The organism is Mesorhizobium sp. RCAM 05099, from assembly GCF_059683685.1.
In genome coordinates, this window is the sequence record NZ_CM185035.1 from 4,976,440 (window position 1) to 4,998,854 (window position 22,415).

At 63.5% G+C, this 22,415-nt stretch carries 26 protein-coding genes; 12 read left to right on the forward strand and 14 right to left on the reverse strand.

What is annotated here, in order from left to right:
• The first annotated feature begins 144 nt into the window (after positions 1 to 144).
• The 7 genes from AC56QQ_RS24705 (at position 145) to AC56QQ_RS24735 (ending at position 4,466) form a co-directional block, all read left to right on the forward strand.
• The gene (locus AC56QQ_RS24705; protein WP_091576439.1) at positions 145 to 369 is read left to right on the forward strand and encodes a putative signal transducing protein; all 225 of its coding nucleotides are present in this window, start codon (positions 145 to 147) and stop codon (positions 367 to 369) included.
• Entirely contained in the window at positions 369 to 1,169 is an 801-nt protein-coding gene (locus AC56QQ_RS24710; RefSeq protein WP_497123716.1) for a tRNA1(Val) (adenine(37)-N6)-methyltransferase, read from the forward strand. The genes AC56QQ_RS24705 and AC56QQ_RS24710 overlap by 1 nt, the downstream gene beginning before the upstream one ends.
• Before the next feature lie 79 nt (positions 1,170 to 1,248).
• The gene (locus tag AC56QQ_RS24715; RefSeq protein ID WP_489860368.1) at positions 1,249 to 2,109 is read left to right on the forward strand and encodes a S49 family peptidase; all 861 of its coding nucleotides are present in this window, start codon (positions 1,249 to 1,251) and stop codon (positions 2,107 to 2,109) included.
• 140 nt (positions 2,110 to 2,249) lie between these two features.
• On the forward strand, positions 2,250 to 2,435 hold the full coding sequence (locus tag AC56QQ_RS24720; RefSeq protein WP_489860367.1) for a hypothetical protein: 186 nt from the start codon (positions 2,250 to 2,252) through the stop codon (positions 2,433 to 2,435).
• 5 nt (positions 2,436 to 2,440) lie between these two features.
• Positions 2,441 to 3,361, forward strand: a complete 921-nt coding sequence (locus AC56QQ_RS24725) for a 4-(cytidine 5'-diphospho)-2-C-methyl-D-erythritol kinase (protein ID WP_497129109.1) — start codon at positions 2,441 to 2,443, stop codon at positions 3,359 to 3,361.
• Complete coding sequence (gene moaB / locus AC56QQ_RS24730) at positions 3,348 to 3,902, forward strand: molybdenum cofactor biosynthesis protein B (RefSeq protein WP_497123717.1); 555 nt, start codon at positions 3,348 to 3,350, stop codon at positions 3,900 to 3,902. Before AC56QQ_RS24725 ends, moaB begins: the two co-directional genes overlap by 14 nt.
• A gap of 141 nt (positions 3,903 to 4,043) precedes the next feature.
• The gene (locus AC56QQ_RS24735) at positions 4,044 to 4,466 is read left to right on the forward strand and encodes a GFA family protein (RefSeq protein ID WP_489860365.1); all 423 of its coding nucleotides are present in this window, start codon (positions 4,044 to 4,046) and stop codon (positions 4,464 to 4,466) included.
• 7 nt (positions 4,467 to 4,473) lie between these two features.
• Here AC56QQ_RS24735 and AC56QQ_RS24740 read toward each other — a convergent pair whose 3' ends face one another.
• Together AC56QQ_RS24740 and AC56QQ_RS24745 are read right to left on the reverse strand one after the other, a co-directional pair.
• On the reverse strand, positions 4,474 to 5,448 hold the full coding sequence (locus AC56QQ_RS24740) for a hypothetical protein (RefSeq protein WP_497129111.1): 975 nt from the start codon (positions 5,446 to 5,448) through the stop codon (positions 4,474 to 4,476).
• Positions 5,449 to 5,592: 144 nt separating this feature from the next.
• Positions 5,593 to 6,120, reverse strand: a complete 528-nt coding sequence (locus AC56QQ_RS24745) for a glycosyltransferase (RefSeq protein ID WP_489863661.1) — start codon at positions 6,118 to 6,120, stop codon at positions 5,593 to 5,595.
• A gap of 150 nt (positions 6,121 to 6,270) precedes the next feature.
• On the opposite strand from AC56QQ_RS24745, the gene AC56QQ_RS24750 reads away from it, so the two are divergent.
• Together AC56QQ_RS24750 and rnhB are read left to right on the forward strand one after the other, a co-directional pair.
• A complete protein-coding gene (locus tag AC56QQ_RS24750) occupies positions 6,271 to 7,425 on the forward strand; it encodes a PA0069 family radical SAM protein (RefSeq protein ID WP_489863660.1) in 1,155 nt (384 codons plus the stop codon).
• Positions 7,426 to 7,577: 152 nt separating this feature from the next.
• Positions 7,578 to 8,273 (forward strand): ribonuclease HII, encoded by a 696-nt coding sequence (rnhB, locus tag AC56QQ_RS24755; RefSeq protein ID WP_091576450.1) that lies wholly within the window; start codon positions 7,578 to 7,580, stop codon positions 8,271 to 8,273.
• Positions 8,274 to 8,420: 147 nt separating this feature from the next.
• On the opposite strand, the gene AC56QQ_RS24760 is transcribed toward rnhB, so the two are convergent.
• From AC56QQ_RS24760 to AC56QQ_RS24790, 7 genes are all read right to left on the reverse strand, one after another.
• Complete coding sequence (locus tag AC56QQ_RS24760) at positions 8,421 to 8,912, reverse strand: F0F1 ATP synthase subunit B (RefSeq protein WP_091576452.1); 492 nt, start codon at positions 8,910 to 8,912, stop codon at positions 8,421 to 8,423.
• Positions 8,913 to 8,922: 10 nt separating this feature from the next.
• Positions 8,923 to 9,522 (reverse strand): F0F1 ATP synthase subunit B, encoded by a 600-nt coding sequence (locus AC56QQ_RS24765; protein WP_497123718.1) that lies wholly within the window; start codon positions 9,520 to 9,522, stop codon positions 8,923 to 8,925.
• Positions 9,523 to 9,600: 78 nt separating this feature from the next.
• Positions 9,601 to 9,825 carry a F0F1 ATP synthase subunit C gene (locus AC56QQ_RS24770; RefSeq protein ID WP_006206606.1) on the reverse strand — a complete coding sequence of 75 codons (225 nt, stop codon included), beginning with the start codon at positions 9,823 to 9,825 and terminating at the stop codon, positions 9,601 to 9,603.
• A gap of 69 nt (positions 9,826 to 9,894) precedes the next feature.
• Positions 9,895 to 10,653, reverse strand: a complete 759-nt coding sequence (locus AC56QQ_RS24775) for a F0F1 ATP synthase subunit A (RefSeq protein WP_091576882.1) — start codon at positions 10,651 to 10,653, stop codon at positions 9,895 to 9,897.
• An 85-nt stretch (positions 10,654 to 10,738) separates the two neighbouring features.
• Positions 10,739 to 11,146 carry an AtpZ/AtpI family protein gene (locus tag AC56QQ_RS24780; RefSeq protein WP_256749357.1) on the reverse strand — a complete coding sequence of 136 codons (408 nt, stop codon included), beginning with the start codon at positions 11,144 to 11,146 and terminating at the stop codon, positions 10,739 to 10,741.
• A 255-nt stretch (positions 11,147 to 11,401) separates the two neighbouring features.
• On the reverse strand, positions 11,402 to 12,586 hold the full coding sequence (locus AC56QQ_RS24785) for a cell wall hydrolase (protein WP_497123719.1): 1,185 nt from the start codon (positions 12,584 to 12,586) through the stop codon (positions 11,402 to 11,404).
• A 148-nt stretch (positions 12,587 to 12,734) separates the two neighbouring features.
• On the reverse strand, positions 12,735 to 14,033 hold the full coding sequence (locus tag AC56QQ_RS24790) for an MFS transporter (RefSeq protein ID WP_497123720.1): 1,299 nt from the start codon (positions 14,031 to 14,033) through the stop codon (positions 12,735 to 12,737).
• 119 nt (positions 14,034 to 14,152) lie between these two features.
• Here AC56QQ_RS24790 and AC56QQ_RS24795 point away from each other — a divergent pair, with 119 nt between their 5' ends.
• Entirely contained in the window at positions 14,153 to 15,073 is a 921-nt protein-coding gene (locus AC56QQ_RS24795; RefSeq protein WP_497123721.1) for a LysR substrate-binding domain-containing protein, read from the forward strand.
• A gap of 18 nt (positions 15,074 to 15,091) precedes the next feature.
• Here AC56QQ_RS24795 and der read toward each other — a convergent pair whose 3' ends face one another.
• On the reverse strand, positions 15,092 to 16,531 hold the full coding sequence (gene der, locus AC56QQ_RS24800) for a ribosome biogenesis GTPase Der (RefSeq protein WP_497123722.1): 1,440 nt from the start codon (positions 16,529 to 16,531) through the stop codon (positions 15,092 to 15,094).
• Between the two features lie 63 nt (positions 16,532 to 16,594).
• Positions 16,595 to 17,260: a tetratricopeptide repeat protein gene (locus AC56QQ_RS24805; RefSeq protein WP_489860360.1), complete on the reverse strand. Its 666-nt coding sequence runs from the start codon at positions 17,258 to 17,260 to the stop codon at positions 16,595 to 16,597.
• 197 nt (positions 17,261 to 17,457) lie between these two features.
• Between AC56QQ_RS24805 and AC56QQ_RS24810 the strand changes: the two genes are divergently transcribed.
• Positions 17,458 to 18,465, forward strand: coding sequence for a polysaccharide deacetylase family protein (locus AC56QQ_RS24810; RefSeq protein ID WP_497123723.1), 1,008 nt, complete (start codon positions 17,458 to 17,460; stop codon positions 18,463 to 18,465).
• 40 nt (positions 18,466 to 18,505) lie between these two features.
• Here AC56QQ_RS24810 and sbmA read toward each other — a convergent pair whose 3' ends face one another.
• The 3 genes from sbmA to AC56QQ_RS24825 form a co-directional block, all read right to left on the reverse strand.
• Positions 18,506 to 19,765 (reverse strand): peptide antibiotic transporter SbmA, encoded by a 1,260-nt coding sequence (gene sbmA, locus AC56QQ_RS24815; RefSeq protein ID WP_497100625.1) that lies wholly within the window; start codon positions 19,763 to 19,765, stop codon positions 18,506 to 18,508.
• Between the two features lie 113 nt (positions 19,766 to 19,878).
• Positions 19,879 to 21,039, reverse strand: a complete 1,161-nt coding sequence (locus AC56QQ_RS24820) for a YbfB/YjiJ family MFS transporter (protein WP_497123724.1) — start codon at positions 21,037 to 21,039, stop codon at positions 19,879 to 19,881.
• Positions 21,040 to 21,157: 118 nt separating this feature from the next.
• On the reverse strand, positions 21,158 to 21,382 hold the full coding sequence (locus tag AC56QQ_RS24825) for a hypothetical protein (RefSeq protein WP_497123725.1): 225 nt from the start codon (positions 21,380 to 21,382) through the stop codon (positions 21,158 to 21,160).
• 95 nt (positions 21,383 to 21,477) lie between these two features.
• Here AC56QQ_RS24825 and AC56QQ_RS24830 point away from each other — a divergent pair, with 95 nt between their 5' ends.
• On the forward strand, positions 21,478 to 22,392 hold the full coding sequence (locus AC56QQ_RS24830) for a LysR substrate-binding domain-containing protein (protein WP_497123726.1): 915 nt from the start codon (positions 21,478 to 21,480) through the stop codon (positions 22,390 to 22,392).
• Positions 22,393 to 22,415 lie beyond the last annotated feature (23 nt).

Sequence of the window (22,415 nt, forward strand, 5' to 3'; positions counted from 1 at the left end):
GGGCGGCAGACACCGACACGGCAAGTGGCGAATTGGCGCGGCGGCAACGATAGCGTGTCAACCGACACCGAAGGGGGAGCTCCGCTTTGCCACGGAAATCCCCTGCCCGTTTACATCAATAGCGCAAGCTGCGAGTTTCATCCGATGATAGAGCTCATCCGCACCAACGACGCCGTCATCATTTCCTTTGTCGAATCGCTGATGCGCGATGCCGGCATCGGTTGCTTCGTCGCCGACCAGAACATGAGCGTGCTCGACGGCTCGCTCGGTATCCTGCCGCGACGCATCATGGTCGACGCGGATCAGGCCGACGCCGCACGGCGCATTCTGACCGACGCCGGCATCGCCAACGAGATTCGCGGAAAATAATGTCCGCCGTACCAGCCGCCCTTGCCCCGGACACGCCGGCCCACACGGTCGACGCGTTCCATCGCGGCCGGTTCTGGCTCGTGCAGCCCAAGCATGGCGGCCATCGCGCCGGCATGGATGCGATGATGCTTGCGGCGTCCGTGCCATCCTCGTTTGGCGGACGTCTCGCCGATTTCGGCGCCGGAGCCGGGGCCGCCGGCCTGGCGGTGCTGTCGCGCTGCCCGACCGCCGAGGCGGTGCTTGTCGAACGCGCGCCGGAAATGGCGGCCTTCGCGGCTGCCACCCTTGCCCACCCCGGCAATGCGCATCTCAGCGATCGCGCGTCCGTGCTCGTCGCCGATGTCACGGTGTCGGGCAAGGCGCGGGCGGCGGCCGGCCTCGCCGACAATGACTTCGACTTCGTCATCATGAACCCGCCCTTCAACGCCGCACGCGACCGCGCCACGCCCGATCGCCTGAGAAAGGAAGCGCATGTCATGGAGGACGGGCTGTTCGAGAGCTGGATCCGAAGTGCCGCGGCGGTGGTCAGGCCGCGCGGCGGGCTTGCCGTCATTGCGCGGCCCGAACAACTCGGTGCCGTTCTCGACGCCCTCGCTGGCCGTTTCGGCGATGCCGAACTGCTCGCCGTGCATCCTCGCCCCGACGCCGTAGCGATCCGCATCGTCGTGCGGGCAACGCTCGGAGCGCGTGGAAGACTCGCCATCCGCCCTCCCCTGATGCTTCATGCGCAATCGGGCCACGGCCCTGACGAGCGCAGCGAAATGATTGCCAACGGTCTCGCCTCGCTGTTCGGAGACTGAGCTATTCTTGGCCGCCACATTGCCGTTGGCCGGGGAATCCCTACATGCCTGCAACCCATCGACCGGAGACCGCGCCATCGTGAAACGTCTTTTCAACCGCCTGCTGCCGAAATCCTGGCGCTCCACCGTCGTCACCATTCCGGTCATCCGGCTGCACGGGACGATCATGTCGGGCGGCCAGTTCCGGCAGAACCTGTCGCTGGCCTCCACCGCCGGCCTCATCGAGAAGGCATTTTCCTTCGACGCGCCGGCGGTTGCCGTCTCGATCAACTCGCCGGGAGGTTCGCCGGTGCAGTCGCGGCTGATCTTCAAGCGTATCCGCGACCTGGCGACGGAAAAGAACAAAAAGGTACTGGTCTTCGTCGAGGACGTCGCGGCATCGGGCGGTTACATGATCGCGGCCGCCGGCGACGAGATTTTCGCCGATCCATCGTCGATCGTCGGATCGATCGGCGTGGTCTCGGCCTCGTTCGGTTTCCCGGAACTGATGAAGAAGATCGGTGTCGAGCGCCGTGTCCACACCGCCGGCCAGAACAAGGCCGTGCTCGATCCATTCAAGCCTGAGAAGAAGGAAGACGTCGAGCGCCTGAAGGCGCTGCAGCTCGAGGTGCACGACACGTTCATCGATCTCGTCAAGGAGCGGCGCGGCTCGAAGTTGAAAGACGATCCGGACCTGTTCACCGGCCTGTTCTGGACCGGCAAGAAGGGGCTCGAACTCGGCCTGGTCGATGCGCTCGGCGACATGCGCACGGTGCTGAAAACCCGTTTCGGATCGAAAACCCAGCTCAGGCTGATCACGGCGCCGCGCGGTTTCCTCAGCCGCTTCGGTCTGTTTGGCTCGAGCAAGGGCTTTTCGGCGCCCGATATTGCCGCGGCTGCCGCCAGCGGCGTCATCGATGCGGCGGAAGAGCGCGCGCTGTGGGCTCGCTTCGGGCTTTGAAAACCGAGCAAAACCGTCTAGCATGAGTGCTCGAAGTCTTATGCATGTCGTTTTCCCAAAATCGGATCCACTTTTGGGCGACATGCATCAACCGACCCGACCGGCCGCCTTTGCCGGCCCAGCGTGGGAGGAGTTTTGACATGCCGCAGATCATTTTCTTCACCGTCGTTGGCGTCGCCGCCTATTTCGGCTACCGCACCTTCGTGCGGGAAGCCGAACGCGTGACGGCCAAGGTGCGACGCACCGAAAAGCAGGCGGCGAACGGCACGATGGGAACGCTGGTGAAGGATCCGAAGACCGGCGAATACCGGCTGGCCAAGGACTGAGCATCATCCCGCATACATCAGACGCTGCGGACACCGTCATCGGTGCACGCGCTTGGCCTGCGCATGCCAAGATCAATCTTGCCCTGCATGTCACAGGCAGGCGCCCGGACGGTTATCATCTGATCGAGAGCCTGGCGGTGTTCACGCGTTTTGGCGACCGGGTCGAGATCGCGCTCGCCGATAGCGATGATTTCACCGTGTCCGGCCGCTACGCGCCGACGGTTCCTCTCGACGCCAGCAATCTGGTGCTCAAGGCGCGTGATGCCCTGCGCAGGGCGGCCGGGCCGCAGAGAACCCCGCCGGTCGCCATCCGGCTCGAAAAGAACCTGCCGGTCGCCTCCGGCGTCGGCGGCGGCTCGAGCGACGCGGCAGCGGTTCTGCGCGGGCTGGCGGAGACCTGGGTCCTGGACATCGATGGCGCCGAACTGGCGCGGATCGGCCTCTCGCTTGGCGCCGACGTGCCGATGTGCCTGGCGGCAAAGCCGCTGGTCGCGCGCGGCATTGGCGACGAGCTGTCGATGGTACCGGATTTTTCGACACTGGGGCTGGTGCTGGTCAATCCAGGCACGCCGGTCTCGACGGCCGCAATATTCAACGCGCTGTCGCGGCGCGACAATGAAGGCCTGCCGCCGCTGCCGCGCATCATCGATTTTCACAGCCTACGCAACTGGCTGGAGGTCACCCGCAACGATCTCGAGCCGGCAGCCCTTGCCATACAGCCCGCCATAGGCAGGGCGCTTTCCTGGCTGAACAAGGCTGGATCGGGTTTTTCGCGAATGTCCGGATCGGGCGCGACATGCTTCGGCCTGTTCGAGACCGGCAATGTCGCCAAGCGCGCGGCCGCCGAGATCCGCACCCGTCAGCCCGACTGGTTCGTCGCGGCGACGCGCAGCATCGCATCGGAGGGAGCTGATGGCCAGAATTGACGAGAGCCGTTCCTTCATTCCCGTGCGCATCGCGGTGCTGACCGTTTCGGACACACGCGGCCTTGCCGACGATAAATCCGGCCAGGTGCTGGTCGACCGCATCACTGAAGCCGGCCATAGGCTTGCCGCCCGCGATATCGTCACCGATGACCGCGAAAAAATCCGCGACAAGGTGCTCGGCTGGTCGAAGGACGAGGCGATCGATGTCGTGATCACCACCGGCGGCACCGGGTTCACCGGGCGCGACGTAACGCCGGAAGCGCTGGAGCCGATCTTCGAAAAGCGCATGGATGGCTTTTCGGAAGTGTTCCACCGCATCTCCTACGACAAGATCGGCACCTCGACGATCCAGAGCCGGGCCACCGGCGGCGTCGTCAACGCCACCTTCGTCTTTGTGCTGCCGGGCTCGCCCGGCGCCTGCAAGGACGCCTGGGACGGCATCCTGAAAGCGCAACTCGATTACCGGCACATGCCGTGCAACTTCGTCGAGATCATGCCGCGCCTCGACGAGCATCTGCGGCGCGGAAAATCGGCTCCGTAAAAGCCGAGGCAAAGCACCGGTTTCGCGTCGCGATTGCCAGGCAGAACGCTACCGGCGCCTTCGAAACGCCATTCCGCACCGGACCCTGGAAAAGTATCTTGCCTGAAGGCGATCATCGCCGTTCACGACAAGGCAGATACGATGACCATGCATACTGGCGGATGCCACTGCGGCAACATACGCCTTGGATTTTCAACCGGGCTCGACCCATCACAGATCGAAGTTCGCGCCTGCCAATGCTCGTTCTGCGTCAAACATGGTTCGCGCGCCGTTGCCGACCCGGACGGCAGGCTGATCATCTCGGTCAAGGACGAAATGCGATTGCACCGATACCGGTTTGGGCTGAGGACGGCCGACTATTTGATCTGCCGGGAGTGCGGCGTCTATGTCGCCGCGATCACCGCAGACGCCGACGCCAGAGCGATTGTCATCATCAACGCGCTGGACGACCAAGAACGGTTCAGCCAGCAGCCGATCCCGGTGGATTTCGACACGGAAAGCAAAGCGCAGCGACAAGCCAGGCGCCGCTCGCGCTGGATGCCTGTCGAGATGAGCTTCGAATAGTTCTCGTTCAGCGGATGACAGGTTCCCCATGAAACCGCCGGCGTGACGGCGGCGATACGCCGAAGCCGACTTCCATCATCAGCCGCGGCGTGCGCGCCGGCACTGTGCCCATGTGGAAACCGAACGGATCCTCGACGAAGCCGAGGCCCGCTTCGCCGGTCAGCGTCACCGGGCTCTGCTCGCCATAGACATCCAGAACCTCCTGCGCGGGATGCCCCACCAGCAAGGTGAGCTGATGCTTGAGGGCGCGGCGGTTGTGGCTGCCCCTGACATAGACATGCGGACCGGTGTCGGCGTCGACGGGCTTGAGATAGAAGAAGAATTTCAGCATGCGCCAATCGTCGAGGTCGAAATGGTACTTGCCCAGCGAGGCAAGGTTCTTGTCGGCGTCCGAGGCCTCGCCGGTCGGAAAGCTCCACCAGACGCGCGTCGTGATCAGTTTTGCCTGGCCGCCGAGATAATGCGCGGCGATATCGAGAAGCAGCGGATCGCGCTGGATGGCGAGCGCTGCACCGCAGTCGAGTGTGCGTTCGAAATAATGGCCGCTGAGCAGCGAGCGGCCAAAGCGCTTCTCGGCCTCGGCATGTTCACCCGGCATGAATTCGAGACGGCGATCGAAATTACCGAAACAAGGCGTGCGCTGGGCGAAATCCGCGATCTCTTCGTGAATCGCCGGCGGCAGGACCAGGCCTGAAAACAGCCCGTCGCAGCGCAGCGCTTCGACCACCGCGGCGCGCTCGATGCCGGCGAACATTGTATCCCCGGCATTTTCGGCCGGATGGGCGCGCCTTGCGCCCAGCCAGTGCATCCGGCGCCCAGGCATGGTGCGGGCCAAAACGAACATCGGCAACCAGGCGGGGTTTTCGCGCAGATCCGTCAAATAGGTCGGAATGCGCACGGCGATGCGGCGCAGCAGGCTGCCATTGCGCGCGATTGCCTCGAGACTGGCAGCACCAGATTTGTCTGATGTCGAAAGGTTCATCGGATCCTCGGCTATGAGAGCGGCACTGATACGCATCGGCGCTCGGCCCTCGGCATGACCCAAACCAAATTCACCCGCCTCTACAGGAAGCTAATCCCGCGTCAGCTTTTGTGCAATGCACAATGGAGAGAGCAACTGCAAAAATCAGATCGGGGAGCGGTGCTCTTGCTTCGGCGACGCCACCCAGATCTCGGCGTCGAGCCGCTTTGTCGCGCGGCCACGCGCGATGGCCTCGGCGCTGCCGGCATTCTTCGCCGCGGCGGCGGCCTGCTGTTTGCTGATCACCAGTCCCTCGGCCAAAGCGCGATTTCCCGAAAAGACCCTCGCCAGGAACGGCATGCGGCTGGCCCGCACCCGCGAGAACCGCGCCGCCATGGTTTGCCTGGCCGTGTGGGCAACGACCTCGTCGATCCAGCCCTCCACCAGCCGCGCACCGGGCTCCAGCAGCAACAGCCATTCACCCTTGGCTTGCCGGATGCCCGCAACAACACCGCCGCTCGCGACATAGTGGCAGCCGGCATGCTCGGCGACACGATGCGTCTGGTCGGTCGAACCCGTGTCGCAGACGATGACTTCGCGCACCACGCCCTCGACCGCGCCGCCAATCAGCGAGGCGAGCGTGCGGGCGAGAGCCTCCTCGTCATTTCGGGTTTCTATGAGAACGCTGAGCATCATTAGCCGAATAGCGGAAAGCGGCGCAGAGCGCCAGTTCTTGCGCTGCACCATAAAAAGTTCTTGCTTTGTTCTCATCGGCAAAATAGGAATAATTTCATGAACCGAGCGATTCGACACAACATGGACAGTCCCTGGGAGCGGGCGAAAATGGAACAGATCGTGCGCGCCGACATTGCAGCTTTCGGGGCAGGAAGAGCCGAGATGGCCAATGCAATGATCGAGCAGAGCGGCGTGCGTGTCCGTCCGGACCGCAATCGCGGCAGGTCGGCGGGCATCAATCCTTCCGGGCGATTCGAGCCGGTCAGCCGGCATGTCTTCGATGACGGCTGGAATTCGCTGGAGGAACTGCCGCCCTTCAAGACCGAAGTGCAGGTCGAGAAGCCTCGCACCATCATCACCCGCAACGAATCGCCCGACATTTCCTTCGACCGTTCCATCAACCCCTATCGCGGCTGCGAGCACGGCTGCGTCTATTGCTTTGCCCGGCCGACACACAGTTTCATGGGCCTGTCGCCGGGTCTCGATTTCGAATCCAAGTTGTTCGCCAAGCCGGATGCGGCGCGCTTGCTCGACAAGGAGCTGTCGAAGGACGGCTATCAGCCACGCACCATCGCCATCGGCACCAACACCGACCCCTACCAGCCGATCGAGAAGCAATACCGGATCATGCGCGAGATCCTCGAGGTGCTGGAAGCACGCGGCCATCCGGTCGGCATCGTCACCAAGTCCGCCTTGGTGACGCGCGACATCGATATTCTTTCGCGCATGGCCGAGCGCGGGCTGGCCAAGGTGGCGCTGTCGGTGACGACGCTCGACCGCATGCTGGCCAGAACGATGGAGCCACGCGCATCGACGCCGACCAAGCGGCTGGAGGCTATCCGGCAGCTTTCGGATGCCGGCATTCCGGCTTCGGTGATGGTGGCGCCGATCATCCCCGGCCTGACCGACCCCGAGATGGAACGCATCCTCGATTCGGCACGCGCGGCCGGCGCGCGCGAGGCGGGTTATGTCATCCTGCGCCTGCCGCTGGAGGTGAGTCCGATCTTCAAGGACTGGCTGCTGCGCCACTATCCCGACCGCTACCGCCACGTGATGTCGCTGATCCGTTCGATGCGTGATGGCAAGGATTACGATTCGGAATGGGGCAAGCGCATGAAGGGTGCCGGTCCCTACGCCTGGCAGATAGGCCGGCGTTTCGAGATCACCGCCAAGCGGCTCGGCCTCAATGTCGAACGGCGTGCGCTTCGGACCGACCAGTTCGTTTCCGCCGGAAAGGACCAGCTGCAGCTGACGCTGCTTTGAGAGGTCAATTCACTGCGGTGGTTTGATCTGTCGCAGCACAAGAATCCCGTCCGGCCTGCCCCGGCCTGCAGACGGTGCCCTCCCGGTCCGGCGCCCCACCCGACCCGGAGGGACTTGCGGAGAATCGGAGCCGATGCGAACCTCGCCGCAACATGGCTCGCGCGCGTTCCGATTCTCCGCTTCTCTTTGAAATCGTCGAGAAGCCCGACTTCTCCTTCGAGACGAAGGCGATGGCCGACGGTCTGTGGCCGGTGGCCGGGATGGATGAGGCCGGTCGCGGCCCCCTAGCTGGGCCAGTCGTCGCCGCGGCGGTGGTGCTAGACCCCGCCAACATTCCAGACGGGCTCGACGATTCCAAGCGCCTCAGCCACTTGCAGCGCGAGGCGCTGTTCCTGCGAATTCTTGGTTCCGCGCTGGGCGTTTCGATGGCGTCCATCAGCGCCGAGGGCATCGACGGCAGCAACATCCTCAAGGCCAGCCTGGAGGCCATGCGCCGTGCGCTGGTCGGCCTGCCTGTTCAGCCGAAGCTCGCGCTCGCCGACGGGCGCGACGTGCCGCCAGGCCTGCCTTGCGCGGGGCGGGCGCTGATCAAGGGCGACCAGCGGTCGCAATCGATCGCTGCCGCCTCGATCGTCGCCAAGGTGATGCGGGACAGAATGATGTGCGGTTGCGGCAACCATCACGATCGCTACGGTTTCGAGGTCCACATGGGCTACGCCACGGTCCGCCACCGCACGGCAATCGAGGCGCACGGGCCTGTCGCACGGTTGCACCGCGTGTCCTTCGCGCCGTTCAGGCTGGGCGGCGTTGAGGTGGCGGAAGAAGAGAGCCTGGCCGGACTTGATTGAATTAAGGGATCGGCGAAACGGCTGAGCGGGTAATCTCTTTCCTCGAGGGGGAGATCATTCCCGCCCTCGAGGGGGAGATCATTTCCGCAACAACAAAAAAGCCGCCAGGTTTCCCGGGCGGCTTCGATCCTTGCTTGAACAACAGGCTCAGTTCAGCTTCGACTTCACATCCGCAAGCGATGCCTTGAAGAGGTCGGCACCGGCCTTGGCGTCGATCTTGCCGGCCAGCAGGGTGCGCGCAGCCTCGACAGCGATGTCGACGGCGCTGGCGCGGACTTCAGCGATCGCGTCACGCTCTGCCTGACCGATCTTCTGCTCGGCAAGGGCTGTACGCCGGGCAACATAATCCTCGGTCTTCTTGTGCGCATCCGCGGCAAGCATGTCGGCTTCGCGCTTGGCAGCCGCGACGATGTCGGCGGCTTCCTGCTCGGCTTCCTTGCGCTTGCGCTGATACTGGCCAAGCAGTTGCTGGGCCTCCTCGCGCAGCCGGCGCGCTTCATCAAGCTCATTGCTGATCCTGGCGGCGCGGGCGTCGAGCGCCTTGGCGATCAGGCCTGGCACCTTGATGTAGACGGCAACGCCCAGGAAGATGACGAGGGCTACCGTTGCCCAAAGTGTTGCGAGAGATGTGGCGTCCATGATGCGCTCCTCACCCGGCCACGGATTTGACCGCGGCCGCGATCTCGGCCTTGCTGGCCTTGCCGCCGACCAGTGCCTCGACGATCGCCGAAGCGGTGTCCTCGGCAATGGTGCCGACTTCCTTCATGGCATTGGCCTTGATGGAAGCGATGCGCGCCTCGGCCTCGCCAAGCTTCTGGTCAAGCGCGGCCTCGACCTTCTTGCGTGCGGTCTCGGCTTCGGCCTTGGCCGCATCGTTGGCCTGCTGGCCGATCGCGTTGGCATTGGTCTTGGCTTCCGCCAGTTCCTGCTCGTAGGCAGCAACAGCGGCGTCGGCCTCGCCCTTCAACTTGGCTGCTTGGTCGAGATCCTGTGTGATGCGATCGTTGCGGACATCGATGATGCCCCCAACACGCGGCATCACCACCCGCTTCAGGAAGAGATAGAACAGCCCGAAAGTGATCGCCAACCACAGAAGCTGCGACGGAAACGTCGCAGGATCGAATGGCGGAAACGTGCCGTGCGCTTCAGCAGGCACGCTGGTGCCGGAATGCGTGTCGCCTTCCGTAGCAGCGTGGCTGGTATCGGCGGCAGGCGCGGACTCTTGCGCGAAGGCAGATGTCACGAACATGGACTATCCCCGAAATTCAGGCCCGCCGCTTTCGCGGCTGGCCTGTCCAATCTTCTCATGGCTTAGCCAAAGAGGGGCTCAGCCGAACAGGGCCAGAAGCGCGATGAGAAGCGAGAAGATGCCCAGAGCTTCGGTCACGGCGAAGCCGAAGATCAGACGGCCGAACTGGCCATCAGCAGCCGACGGGTTGCGCAGAGCGCCCGCGAGGTAGCTGCCGAAGATGTTGCCGAGGCCAATGCCCGCGCCACCCATGCCCAGGCAAGCGATGCCGGCGCCGATGTACTTTGCTGCTTCTGCGTCCATTTGTTCAACTCCTTTGGATCTAAAATTCCGTTGCGATTCCATCCGGCGCCAATGCCGGAAACTCTTGGATTAATGCCCGGGATGCAGGGCGTCGTTGAGATACATGCAGGTCAAGACGGCAAAGACGTAGGCCTGCAAGAAGGCGACCAGCAATTCCAGAGCGGTCAGCGCCACCGCCATTGCAAGCGGCAGGACCGAGCCCGCCACGCCGACCGCGCCCAGCGCGCTCAGGCTGACGACGAACCCCGAGAACACCTTCAGCGTGATGTGGCCGGCGAGCATGTTGGCGAACAAACGAACCGAGAGGCTGACCGGGCGCGACACGAAGGAGATCACCTCGATCAGCACCACCAGCGGCAGCAGGAACACCGGCACGCCATGCGGCACGAACAGTTTCAGGAAACCGAGACCATGCTTCATGAAGCCGTAGACGACCACGGTTCCGATCACCAGGGCGGCGAGGCCGAAGGTGACGATGATATGGCTGGTGACGGTGAAGAAATACGGGAACAGGCCAAGCAGGTTGGCGACCAGCACGAACATGAACAGCGAGAACACGAACGGGAAGAACTTCATGCCTTGCGTGCCGGCGGCATCGCGCAACATGTTGCCGACGAACTCATAGGCCATTTCGGAGATCGACTGAAGCCGGCCGGGAACAAGGCTGCGGCTCGACGTCGTCAGAAACAGAAACGCCGCCGCGACAACCACGGTGGCGACCATGAACAGCGCCGAATTGGTGAACGACAGGTCATAGCCGCCGATCTCGATCGGTATCAGCTTGTTGATATGGAACTGGTGGATCGGATCGACCTTGTCAGCTGCCACGTTCAAACCCCGTCAATGCCGCGTACGGCCAAATTACCATTGCCACACAAAGGGCGGCTATTTCCAAATGACGCCTGAAGGGCGGTCATTTTCCATCGTCCCGGTCAGAACGCGACTTATCGCCCTGTCCGAATTCGGCCACAACGCCCGCGGAACGCATGACATTGAGCACGCCGGCGCCAAAGCCAAGCAGCAGGAACACGATCAGCCCCCATGGCGAGGTCCCCGCCAGACGGTCGATCATCCAGCCGATGCCGGCGCCCACCACCACCCCGGCGATAAATTCGCTGGAGAGTTTGACCGCCTGGCCATAACCGGCCGCACTGCCCGCTTTCGCGTCGTCTTTCCCCTCGAGCCGGTTCGGCAGCCTTGTCGCAAGCGATGCTTCAAGTTCACGCCGGCGGCGCTCAAGATCGTCGTCGCGGATGTCGGGTTCATGCTGCTTGCCGCGGCCGGTTTCTCCGGTTCCGTCTGGCCTGCTTTTATCGGCCATCGCAACCCCCCTGCCCGGTCAGACCGTCACCGTCCGTCCGCTTCTAAAGTCGCCGGCAACATAGTTAGAGGGTTTGCGCCCGTCAAGCCACGGGCAGAAGTTCATCGCCATGTATTTTAGGCAATAAAATCAGATATTTAGAAAGGTGCGACATCGTGCCCGCCGCGATGACGGGGATGCATGGCACGAATCCCCCAGGCAATGGCTCCTTGATCGACCGCGCACCGCGCGAAAAGATCAGCGACTGTTCGGTGCTCAGCTCCAGCCGCCGCCATAGGTCCGGTAGAAGATATGCAGGCCGATCTTTGTCATCTTCTGCATCGTGCGTGCCCAGCCGGGATGGACATATTGGGCGTAGTAGTGGGTCGAAGAGCCGACCTCGGGGATGAAGATCTTGCCGGCGGTGACGGCCATGGCGATATCCTGGGCGGTCTTGTAGGCGGCCGGGCTGTCGATGCGCTTCTTCCTGCCGTCGCAAGCGAAGGAGAACTGGCAACGGTTGAACCAGCTGTCGTTCTGGTAGACGACACCGCAGATCGAATTCGGATAGGCCGGGTTGCGGACGCGATTGAGGATGACCTGGGCAACGGCGGCCTGACCGCGCACGGATTCGCTCCTCGCCTCGAAATAGATGCCGTTGGCAAGACATGCCTGTTCCGGCTTGGAGAAGACGCTTGCCGGAAGCGGGTTCTGTATCCACGAATGGTCGCCTTTGGCCATCGGCGGAATGAAGCGGCCGTCATTCGGCTTGTCGTCCTGCAGCAGGGCCTCGAAGGGCGACGCCTTGGCATAGTCCGGCTCGGCCTGCGCATAGGCGGTCGCCAGCACATCCGGATGGTCGTTGTTGACCAGGGCTGCAAGCATGGCCGGCACGCCGGGATCCGACTTCTTGTCCTCACGCGCATGGAACGCCGCGGCGATCTGGATTTCCTTGCCTTTGATCTGCGGTTTGGCGAAGGCCATCTTGAGGCCGCTGTCCATGCTGGGGCGCAGCAAGGAGGAGGTGCGCTCGAAGATCGACCCGGCGTTGAAGTTCTTGGGCGGTGCGACGGGAGACATCTGGACGATGCGGCCCTTCTTGTCGGCGCGCACGACGCGGTCCTCGTCGGGAGTCCCACTGACCTTGCCGCCCTTGCCCCGAAACGACACATTGCCGACGCCGGCCAGATGGATACCCGATCCGGAGATAGAGCCGGTGACATCGGAATCGACAAAGGGCATTTCAGCGGAATGGGTCGAGCCGGCAACGGATTTCTCGACATAGGAATTCCAGCGCGTGCTCGACGCTTCAAGGCCGGAAACAAGGCTGGTCATGTCCTGGTAGGCGGCGACGGTCGGGAAGCCCATCCAGATGCCGAGACCGATGACGAGCTGAGGCAGAAAGCCGCGTTTTCTCTCACCGGCGGCGGCGACCAGCCGCTTCAACACACGTCGATGCACGGAACACTCTCCAGGAACGCTACTGACCCCACTGGAGAGCAAAATGATGCATTAACCTTGATGGGACGTTAACGGAATCGATCGGGTTTTCTTAGTCGACTGTAGGTGGTGATTTCGAAGTCGGGCGGTTTTGCGGCTGGCACGTCCCTCAGGTCGGCCGCAGGAAGATCGGCCATGCGATCAGCGCGCAGATGGCTGCCGACAGCCAGACGCCGGGCCATGAGCAGAAGTGCAGAAGCCCCGGAATGGCCACCGGCACGAGGAAGAACCCGACGAAAACGAAGCTGTTGGCAAGGCTGAGCGCGGTTCCGACATGGCCGGTGCCGGCCAGCGTGGCAAGCTCGGTGTAGGCGACGCCGTGCCAGGAAGAGACCGAGATGCCTGCGACAACCAGGAGCACAGGTAGGATCGCCACCAGGAAGAACGCGCTGCCTGACATGGCGGGAGCGGCCAGAACCACCAGCCAAAGCACCACGAAGCCAAGCGCGCTGATCGCACTGCAAGACCGAAGAAACTGGCGGCGGTTGCCATGGCGGTCGGTGAAGCGGCCGCTCCAGACGCGCATGACCATCGCGCCGATCTGCACGGCGGCGAGGCTGGCACTGGTCGCCGCCGTTCCCAGTTCGGCGAAGTCGTGCAGGAATACCGACGCGAAGGTGAGCACCGCCACTTGCGGGAAGCAGAGCAGGCCGATGGCGGTGGCGATGCGCCAGACCTCGATGTTGCGGAGCGGCGGCGGCCCGGCCACAGCCGCCGAGCCGAACTGGCCCTCGCCCTGCATCGGCGGCTCATGCAGCCAGCGCCATGCGAACAGGGCGGACAGAGCGGATGCTGCCGCCAGGAGCCCGAACACCGCGGCAAAGCCGCAAGCCAGGGCAAGCGACGGCAGAACAAGCGCGCCGAGGCCGCCACCAAGCGGCACAGCTGTTTGCCGGATGCTCATGGCGAAGCCGCGTTCGCTTTCTCGAAACCAGGCCATGATGGCGCGGCCGCTTGAACCGTTGACGCTGCCCCCCAGCAATCCCGTGAGGAGCAGGCTGGCCGACAGGAGCGTGACGTTGGGAATACTGGTCCTCGTCGGGACGACGAGCATCGCCATGACGAAGAGCCAGGCCGCCGTCGCGCCGAGCCCGATCAGAAGCACGCGGCGATCGCCCCAGCGGTCGGTAAGCAAGCCCCAGGGCAGTTCACTGAGCGCAACCCCCAACCCGAGAACGCCGAGCGCGACGCCAAGTTCGGCATTGCCCAGGTGATAGCCCTGGCGAAGCACGACCGCCGTTGCCGGTATGCCGGAAAAAGTGGCCGAGAAACTGGCGTTCGCGGAGACGCCGATACCCAGGACCTTCCAGCGATGGCCGGGGCTGAACACCCTTCCGGCGGGGTCGGCAGCCCTGTCTTGCAGGATTTGTCTTGGCTGTTGGTCGGTGCAGTCGACAATGGCGGACATGATTTCATTCCCGTGACGGTCCAGTCCCCTGGACCTTGACGGCATCTCTCTAGCGTCATAATTTCATCCTTAAAATCAGGAAGTTTTTGATTATAAATCCTGAAAAACAGGACGTTTCTATGCAACGCGTGACCTTCGACCTCGACGTTCTCCGCAGTTTCGTCACCGGCATGGAGCTGGGCAGCTTTGCCAAGGCCGCCGACCGGCTTGGCCGCTCGACCTCGGCGGTCAGCGCGCAATTGAAGAAGCTGGAAGAGCAGGCAGCGACGCCGATCTTCCGCAAATCGGGGCGCGGCCTGGCCTTGACGGAGGCCGGCGAAACCATGCTCGGCTATGCGAGACGGCTGCTCGAATTGAATGACGAAGCAGCGGCGGCGATCCATGATGTCGAGCTGGAAGGCTGGGTGCGGCTCGGCATGCAGGAGGATTTGGGCGAGGCGGTGCTGCCAGACGTGCTCGGCCGCTTCGCCCGGGCCCACCCCAAGGTCAAGATCGAGGCCAGGATCGGGCGCAGCCACGACCTCGCCGAAAGGGTGATGTCAGGCAGCCTCGACATCGCACTTGCCTGGCACAGCGGCCAGACGCTGCCCTACAGCGAGCACATCGCCGATGTTCCAATGCGCTGGATCGGCCCGGCCAAGCGCATCGAGACCAGCCTGCGCGACGGCGAGCCACTGCCGCTGGTGGCGTTCGAAGCGCCGTGCCTGTTGCGCACGGTAGCGACGGAAACGCTCGACCGCGCCGGGCTGCCCTGGCGCATGGCCTTCTCCAGCCCGAGCCTTGGCGGCATCTGGGCGGCCGTCGCCGCGGGACTGGGGCTGACGATCCGCACCGACATCGGCCTGCCGGCCAGCGTCAGCGCAATGACGCCTGAGATCGCCGGGCTGCCGGCCCTGCCCACGATGGCGCTGTACCTGCATCGCCGGGATGCCGAACCCGAGCCGGTGGCTGCCCGTCTCGCCGACATATTGCTGGAGGCGGCGCGGCAGGCATTGCCGGACAATGCGCGGGCCAATGCGGGCTTGCGTGCCGTGGCCTGATCGGACGAGCGTGAAGCCTCAGCCGCGTTTCTTGGCCCTGCCGGCGAACGGATTGTCGGAGGTGCGCAGCGCGATACGGATCGGCACGCCGGGCATGTCGAAGGCCTCGCGCAGGCTGTTGGAGAGATAGCGGACATAGGATTGCGGCATCGCGTCGGGCCGCGAGCACTGGACAACGAAACCCGGCGGCCGCGTCTTGGCCTGGGTGACGTACTTGACCTTCAGCCGGCGCCCGGCGACGGCGGGCGGCGGATGATGCGCCAGGATGCCTTCCAGCCAGCGGTTGAGCTTGCCGGTCGAGACGCGGCTGTTCCACACCTTGTGGGTCCTCAGCACCGCATCCATCAGCTTGTCGAGGCCACGCCCGGTCTCGGCCGAGACGGGCACGGCCTGGAGGCCGCGCACCTGCGGCAACAGCCGCTCGGTCTTCTCGCGCAGTTCCGCCAAAAGCTCCTGCGGGTTGTCGATCAGGTCCCATTTGTTGAAGGCGATCACCGGCGCCCGGCCCTCGCGGATGATCAGGTCGGCGATCTGCAGGTCCTGCTTCTCGAAGGGAATGGTGGCGTCGAGCACGATGATGACGATCTCGGCAAAGCGGATGGCGCGCAAGCCGTCCTGCACCGACATCACTTCCAGCTTTTCGTGAATCCTGGCCTTGCGGCGCATGCCGGCGGTATCGAACAGTTTCAGGCGGCGGCCATGCCAGTCCCAGTCGACCGAGATCGAATCCCGGGTGATGCCGGCTTCCGGTCCGGTCAGCAGCCGCTCCTCGCCGATTAGTGCATTGATGAGCGTCGACTTGCCGGCGTTCGGGCGACCGACGACCGCGATGCGCATCGGCTTGGTGTCATCGTAGGTGTGCACATCCTCGGCGTCCGGATCGGCGATGTCCTCGCCGATCAGCACCTCGCCGGTGGCGATCTCCTCGTCTTCGCCATCCTCGTCTTCGCCGAAGGCACGCGCCTCGCCGAGCGCGCCTATCACCGCATCGCGCAAATCGGGCATGCCCTGGCCATGCTCGGCCGAGACCGGGATCGGCTCGCCAAGGCCAAGCTCCCAGGCCTCAAGCATGCCGCCCTGGGCGCCCTTCGCCTCGGCCTTGTTGGCGACCAGCACGACCGGCTTGCCGGACTTGCGCACGATCTCGGCGAAGGTCTTGTCATCGGGCATCAGGCCGGATTTGGCATCGACCGTGAAGAAGATCAGGTCGGCCTCGCGGATGGCGATCTCGGTCTGCGCGCGCATCCGGCCGGGCAAGGTCGAGGCGCCGGCGTCCTCGAAGCCCGCGGTGTCGATGACGTCGAAATGCAGGTCGTAGAGCTTGGCGGCATGGACACGGCGATCGCGGGTCACGCCCGGCGTGTCGTCGACAAGCGCCAGCTTCCTTCCCACCAGACGATTGAAAAGAGTCGATTTGCCGACGTTAGGTCTGCCTATGATGGCGACTTTGAAGGTCATACGGTCCTACAATCATGCATGTCGTTGTCCCAAAACCGCTGCACACTTTTGGGCGACATGCATTTACGAGGCATTGCCCGAGCCGCGGATCAGCTCAGACATCAGCGTTGCCCGCTCGCGGGTGTTGCGCGGGGCGCCGTCATCGGCGGCGATCTGGTCGAACAGCTTCAGCGCGTCCTGGGTCTTGCCTTCCTTCCAGGCGGCAAGGCCGAGTGCCTCGCGCGCCGTGTGACGCAGCGTGTTGGTATCCGATGTGAGCGCCTCGACGCGGCTGGAGACGTCGGCGAAGGAGCCATGGTCGACGAGCAGGAGTGCTGCCCGCAGCCGTGCCATGTCGCGGATGCCCTGGGGAATGGCGGTGTCGGCGGCGACGTCGTCGAAATCCTTGACGGCGGCGGCGACATCGCCCTTGTCCGCCTTGACGGTCGCGGCGCGCATGCGGGCGAGCAGCGGATAGGCGCCGTAGCCATCCTTCTCCAGTTGATCAAGGGCGGTCAGCGCTTCGTCGTTCTTGCCGTCATTGGCAAGCTTCAGCGCCTGCGAGAACGCATCCCCCGAGCGGTTGGCGCGCGTCTCGTCCCAATAGCGATAGCCGACGAAGGCGGCGGTGCCGAGCACCACGAGGATCGCAAGGCCAAGCAAGGCCGGACCAAAACGGTCCCACAGGGCCTGCGCCTGATCGCGACGCATCTCGTCGTTGACTTCACGGATAAAACTGTCGTCGGACATCAATCAAAACCATTCCTGCCCCGGGCCGGGGCGGTTCATGAGCCCGCGTTTTAGCGAAATTTTGTCGGCATGGAAGGGGTTCGGCAGGAAAATCGGCTTATCGCAAGACAAGTGACCACAAAAGAACGACCGTACCCACGCCACATTTGCCCGATAGCCGGCTGCCAGACATTTCCCCGAGCCCAGATCGATTGCCCATGCTTCGTCCGTTCCGCGTTGTTGCGTTCTCCCTGGCTTCGCTCGCCAGCGTCGGCACGGCCTTGGCTGATCCGCCAGCCCCCCCAACGCCAGCGAAGTCCAAGCAGGTCGTCATCATCTCGTTCGACAGCGCCCGCGATATTTCGCAGTGGAAACGCAGCCGGGCGCTGGCGCAGCGTACCGGCGCGCATTTCACCTATTTCCTGTCCTGCGTGTTCCTGCTGTCGCCGGAAACCCGCAACCAGTACACCGCGCCGGGCAAAACCGCTGGCAAATCCAACATCGGCGTTGCCGCGTCCAGGCAGGAAGTCGCCGAGCGGCTCGAGCAGATCGGGCTTGCCGCCTCGGAAGGTCACGACATCGCCAGCCATGGCTGCGGCCATTTCGACGGCAAGGACTGGAGCAAGGCCGACTGGCTGAGCGAGTTCGCCTCGTTCGAACACATTCTCGAGAACGCCTACACGATCAACGGCATCGCGCCCGAACCCAAGGGTTGGCGCGATTTCGCGCGGCATGCGGTAGCCGGTTTTCGCGCGCCATACCTGTCGGCAAACAAGGCGCTCTACGAGGCGCTGCCGGTTGCCGGGTACCAGTTCGACGCGAGCGGCGTCTCGCAGGGCCCCGCCCGGCCGGCGAGCGTCGGCGGCATCACCCGCTTTTCCCTGCCGCAGATCCCGGAAGGTCCGAAATCAAGGCCGGTGATCGCCATGGATTACAATCTTTATGTGCGCCATTCCGGCGGCTTCGAGCGGCCAAGCAAGGCGGACGCGTTCGCCAACCGGACCTATGACGCCTTTCGCGCCGCCTTCGACAAGGAATATGCGGGCAAGCGTATTCCACTGGAACTCGGCTTCCACTTCACGCTGATGAATGACGGCGCCTATTGGAACGCGCTGGAGCGTTTTGCCGGTGAGGTCTGCGTCAGGGCCGACGTCGAGTGCATGAGCTTTCGCGACTATGTTTCGCGCCAGGATGCTGGCCAGAGACAGGTCTCGGTTGGCGGCTGAGCCGCCAATCCGGTTCGATTTCCAAAACCTCGGTCTTTGATCAGGCCGGATCCTCGGCGCTCTGCCTTGCCAGATAGCGCTGGTCGATATCCGGCAGCGGTTCCCCTTGCAGCGTCGCTTCGAAGGCGCGCAGGCGCTTGTGAACCGACTGAAGTTCGACGATCGTCGACCAGGAGGTGAGCAGAAACTGCAGCGAACCCGTCACCTTGCCGAATGCGTTCGAGATCTGGTTCAGCGCGCCGAACGTGATCTTGTGCGCAACCAGCGACGGACCCAGGATCAGCAGCGAGAAAATGTTGTCCGCCTGCAGGTAGGTGTAACGGACAACGTTGAAATAGATGTAGTGGAAATAGAGCCTGAAATAGTTGTGACGAACATTCGCGAACAGCTCGGCGGTGGTGGCCGGCTGCGCCCTGTCCGCATGGTCTTCACCGTAGACCAGTTCCTTGCGATAGGCGGCTTCGACACGCTGGTTGCGGAACTGCAGCCCGGGAAGTTTCAGGCCGGCAATCATCACCGAGATCGTTCCAAACAGACACCAGGCCAGTGCTGCGACAACCAATGGCTGGGGAATCGTGCCGATGATCGGCAGTTCGGTGATATGGGCCTGCAACTGGATCATGACCGGCAGGAATGCGATCAAGGTCATGATCGACTGGACGAAACTTGACCCCAGGTCCTCCATGATCTGCGAAAAGCGCATCGTGTCTTCCTGGATGCGCTGCGAGGCGCCTTCGATATGACGCAGCCTGCCCCAATTCTCGACGAAGTAATTGTTCATCGCCGTGCGCCAGCGGAAGATCCAGTGGCTGACGATGAAGGCATTGACCACCTGCACGTTCATGCCGATCAGCGCGAGCCACGAAAAGTCGGCCAATCCGATGTAAAACTCTCTGTTGGTCGACTTCCCGGTCCCCGACATCAGCCCCTGTACATAGTCGAAGAAAGGCCCGTACCAGGCGTTGACGGCGACACTGACCTGCACGTTGAAATAGATGAAGAACAGGATGACCGCCGTCATCAGGATCGACCAGCGCTGCCATGGATGCGGAGAGTACCAGCTCCAGAACGCATAGAAGACGGCCACGCAAAACACGAAGTAGAGATAGAACCAGAGAAACGGCTTCGATACGAGCACGGCGATGCCGATGATGGGCGGCGCGTCGGCGGCGGCCGGCGGCAGCCCGAACAGGGCGCCCAACTGCTCGCCGCCGAAGAACCAGAACAGGATTGCCGCAAGGCTCCAGATGGCGGCCGAAGAGAAGAATAGCTTCGGCTGCGGGAAGAAGGATACGAACACTGTGGCGGATTCCTCGGTCGGTGCGCAAATCAGCGGGGTTTAGCGGGCATAAGGTCACACATTAGTTGGAAAGCAAATGCCTGCCCGATGCCCTGTGCCGAGCAAAACCACAATCATGGCGATTTTGGCGCAGCCGACCATGTGATGGCGCCGGAAACGACAAGAGCGCCGGCCGCGACAATCGAGGCCAGGAAGAAATCACCTGACGCCTGCGCCAGAAACCCAGCGGCAACCGGACCGATGATCTGGCCAAGTCCGAATGAGGCCGTCATCACGGCAAAGATCCGGCGTGGCGCCATTGGCGCCAGCAGCCGTGCGGCCTGCAGGCCAAGCGCGGTGATGGCAATGAAGGTGACGCCGAGCAGCAGGCCGCCAAGCAGCGGCCCGGCGCGTCCGCCGATGGCGACGCTTGCCGTGACGCCGACAACTTCGATGAAACATGCCAGCGCATAGGCGACATAGAGTCCGATCCGTGCGGCGATCTTCTGCCAGAGCCAGGTCGAGGGAAATCCGGCAAGGCCGGCGACCATCCACACAACAGCCTCGAAGACGCGGCTACCGCCGCCTTGCCGGACGATGGCGACCAGGAATGTTGCCGTCACTACGTAGCCAAAGCCAAACAGACCGTAGGCGACAATGATCTTCAGCAGCGATCGATCTTTCGGCAGAGCCGGCTCACGCCCGGCTTCGCCATTGGCGAGCGGGCCCTCATCCGCCAACAGCGCCACGACCACAAAGCCGCAAGCCGAAATCGCCGCCGACCACAGCCAGCCTGCCGCCCAGCCGGCATGTTCGGTGACCAGGACAGCCATCATCGCCGCGGATACCGCGATGCCGAGGCCAACGCCGCCGAAGTGCCAGGCCTGCAAGTCGCCGCGACCGGCGGCGGCGATATGGCTGAAAACGATGCTGGCCATGAACACCATGACAAAGGCACTGGCCAGACCGGCAAGAAAGCGGATGACGAGAAAGGCGACCATCGCGTCAGTCAGCCCCATCAGGGCGGCCAGGACAGTGCTGGCGCCGAGACCCGCCAGCATAAGCAGGCGTTCGCGCCCATGCGCCCAGCCGCCCGCCGCCGCCAGCGCGCCGACGAGATAGCCGAGATAGTTGGCGGAGGCGATCCATCCGGCATCGGCCGGCGACAAATGGAGCTCTTCCATCATTCCGGGCAGGATCGGGGTATAGACGAAGCGGCCGATGCCCATGGCGACGGCCAGGGCAATCATGCCGGCGAAAGCGTAGCGCAGCGCTGTCGAGGTGGGCGATATCATTGCAGCGCACAATAAGTGCGCGAGCCGGTGAAACAATCCGCCTTTTGTTGGGCCAGTACAACCGCGAGGCGGCGCGATCGCCTCGACTTTTCCTTAAGTAGGAGGGCGTGGCGTCCGCTCAGCAGCGTCCACCGGAACCGGCGCGCAATGAAGCCGTCTCGTGGGCGGTCCGCCGCGCCGTCAGCCTGAACGGCACATCACCAAGTTCGCGCTCGGACATGGTGTTCAGCACGGGGTGCGAAAGCGGATCGATCAGCCATCCCTGCGTCTCGCTTTCACGGCACGGCTCATATGGCGTATTCGCGGCGAACAAGACCTTCAGCGACGACAACATCCTCAGCATTTCCGGCTCCGTGGGCCTGTCTCCGTCGACAAAGTCTGCCGTTTCGATATGTCTTTCAATTGAGATTTCAGCCGGATCGATTTAGAAAAACTCAAATGGCCATGCTCAATCGCGTCCATCTCAACGGCCTTCGCGCCGTCGAAACCGTTGCCCGTCTCGGCTCGCTTGCCGCGGCAGCCGGTGAGCTCACCGTTTCCGTCAGCGCCGTCAGCCAGCAAATAAGCCGCACCGAGAAGCAGCTCGGCCAGGCGCTGTTCGAGCGGACGGCGAGCGGTCTCGTGCTGACCGAATTCGGCGCCGTCTTCGCGGCCCGCCTTGGCGCGGGGTTTCGCGAGCTTGCCCAGGCCGTGGCGCTGGCCGACGAGGCCACGCAATGCACATTGGTGGTTTCAGTGGCACCGGCCTTTGCCTCGAAATGGCTGCTGCCCAGGCTGTCGCGTCACTTCGCGCGGCATCCCAACGTGCTCCTGCGCATCGACGCTTCGGTGCGGCTGGCCGATCTCGATCACTCCGACATCGACATCGCCATCCGGCTTGGCGACGGAAAATGGCCGGGCGGGCGGGCGGAACTGCTTCTGGCGCAGGAGGTCTTCCCGGTCTGCGCGCCTGTCATCGCCAAAAAACTGAAATCGGTCGAGGACCTTGCCCAGACCTGCGCGATCACCGACGAGCGGGCGATGATCAACTGGGAAAGCTGGTTCGAGGCGGCCGGTGTTCCACCGGTAACCTTCCTGAAGGGGGCGCGCTTCACCGACCCGATGCTGTGCCTGGAATCGGCGATTGCCGGCCACGGTGTGATGCTCGGCTGGCAATTGCTGACCGCGGATGCCCTGGCCGACGGGCGGCTGGTGGCGCCTTTCGGAATCCGCGCCCAGAGCGGGCTCGGCTACTGGCTGGTCACCTCCGCCACCAGGAGCGAAAGCCGCAAGGTCAGGGATTTCAAGATCTGGGTCCGCGAGGAAATCGAGGCGACGATGGCGCAGTTCAGGTCGCTTGAAAGCGTGGCCTAGGTCTGGACCAGCGCAATCGCGGT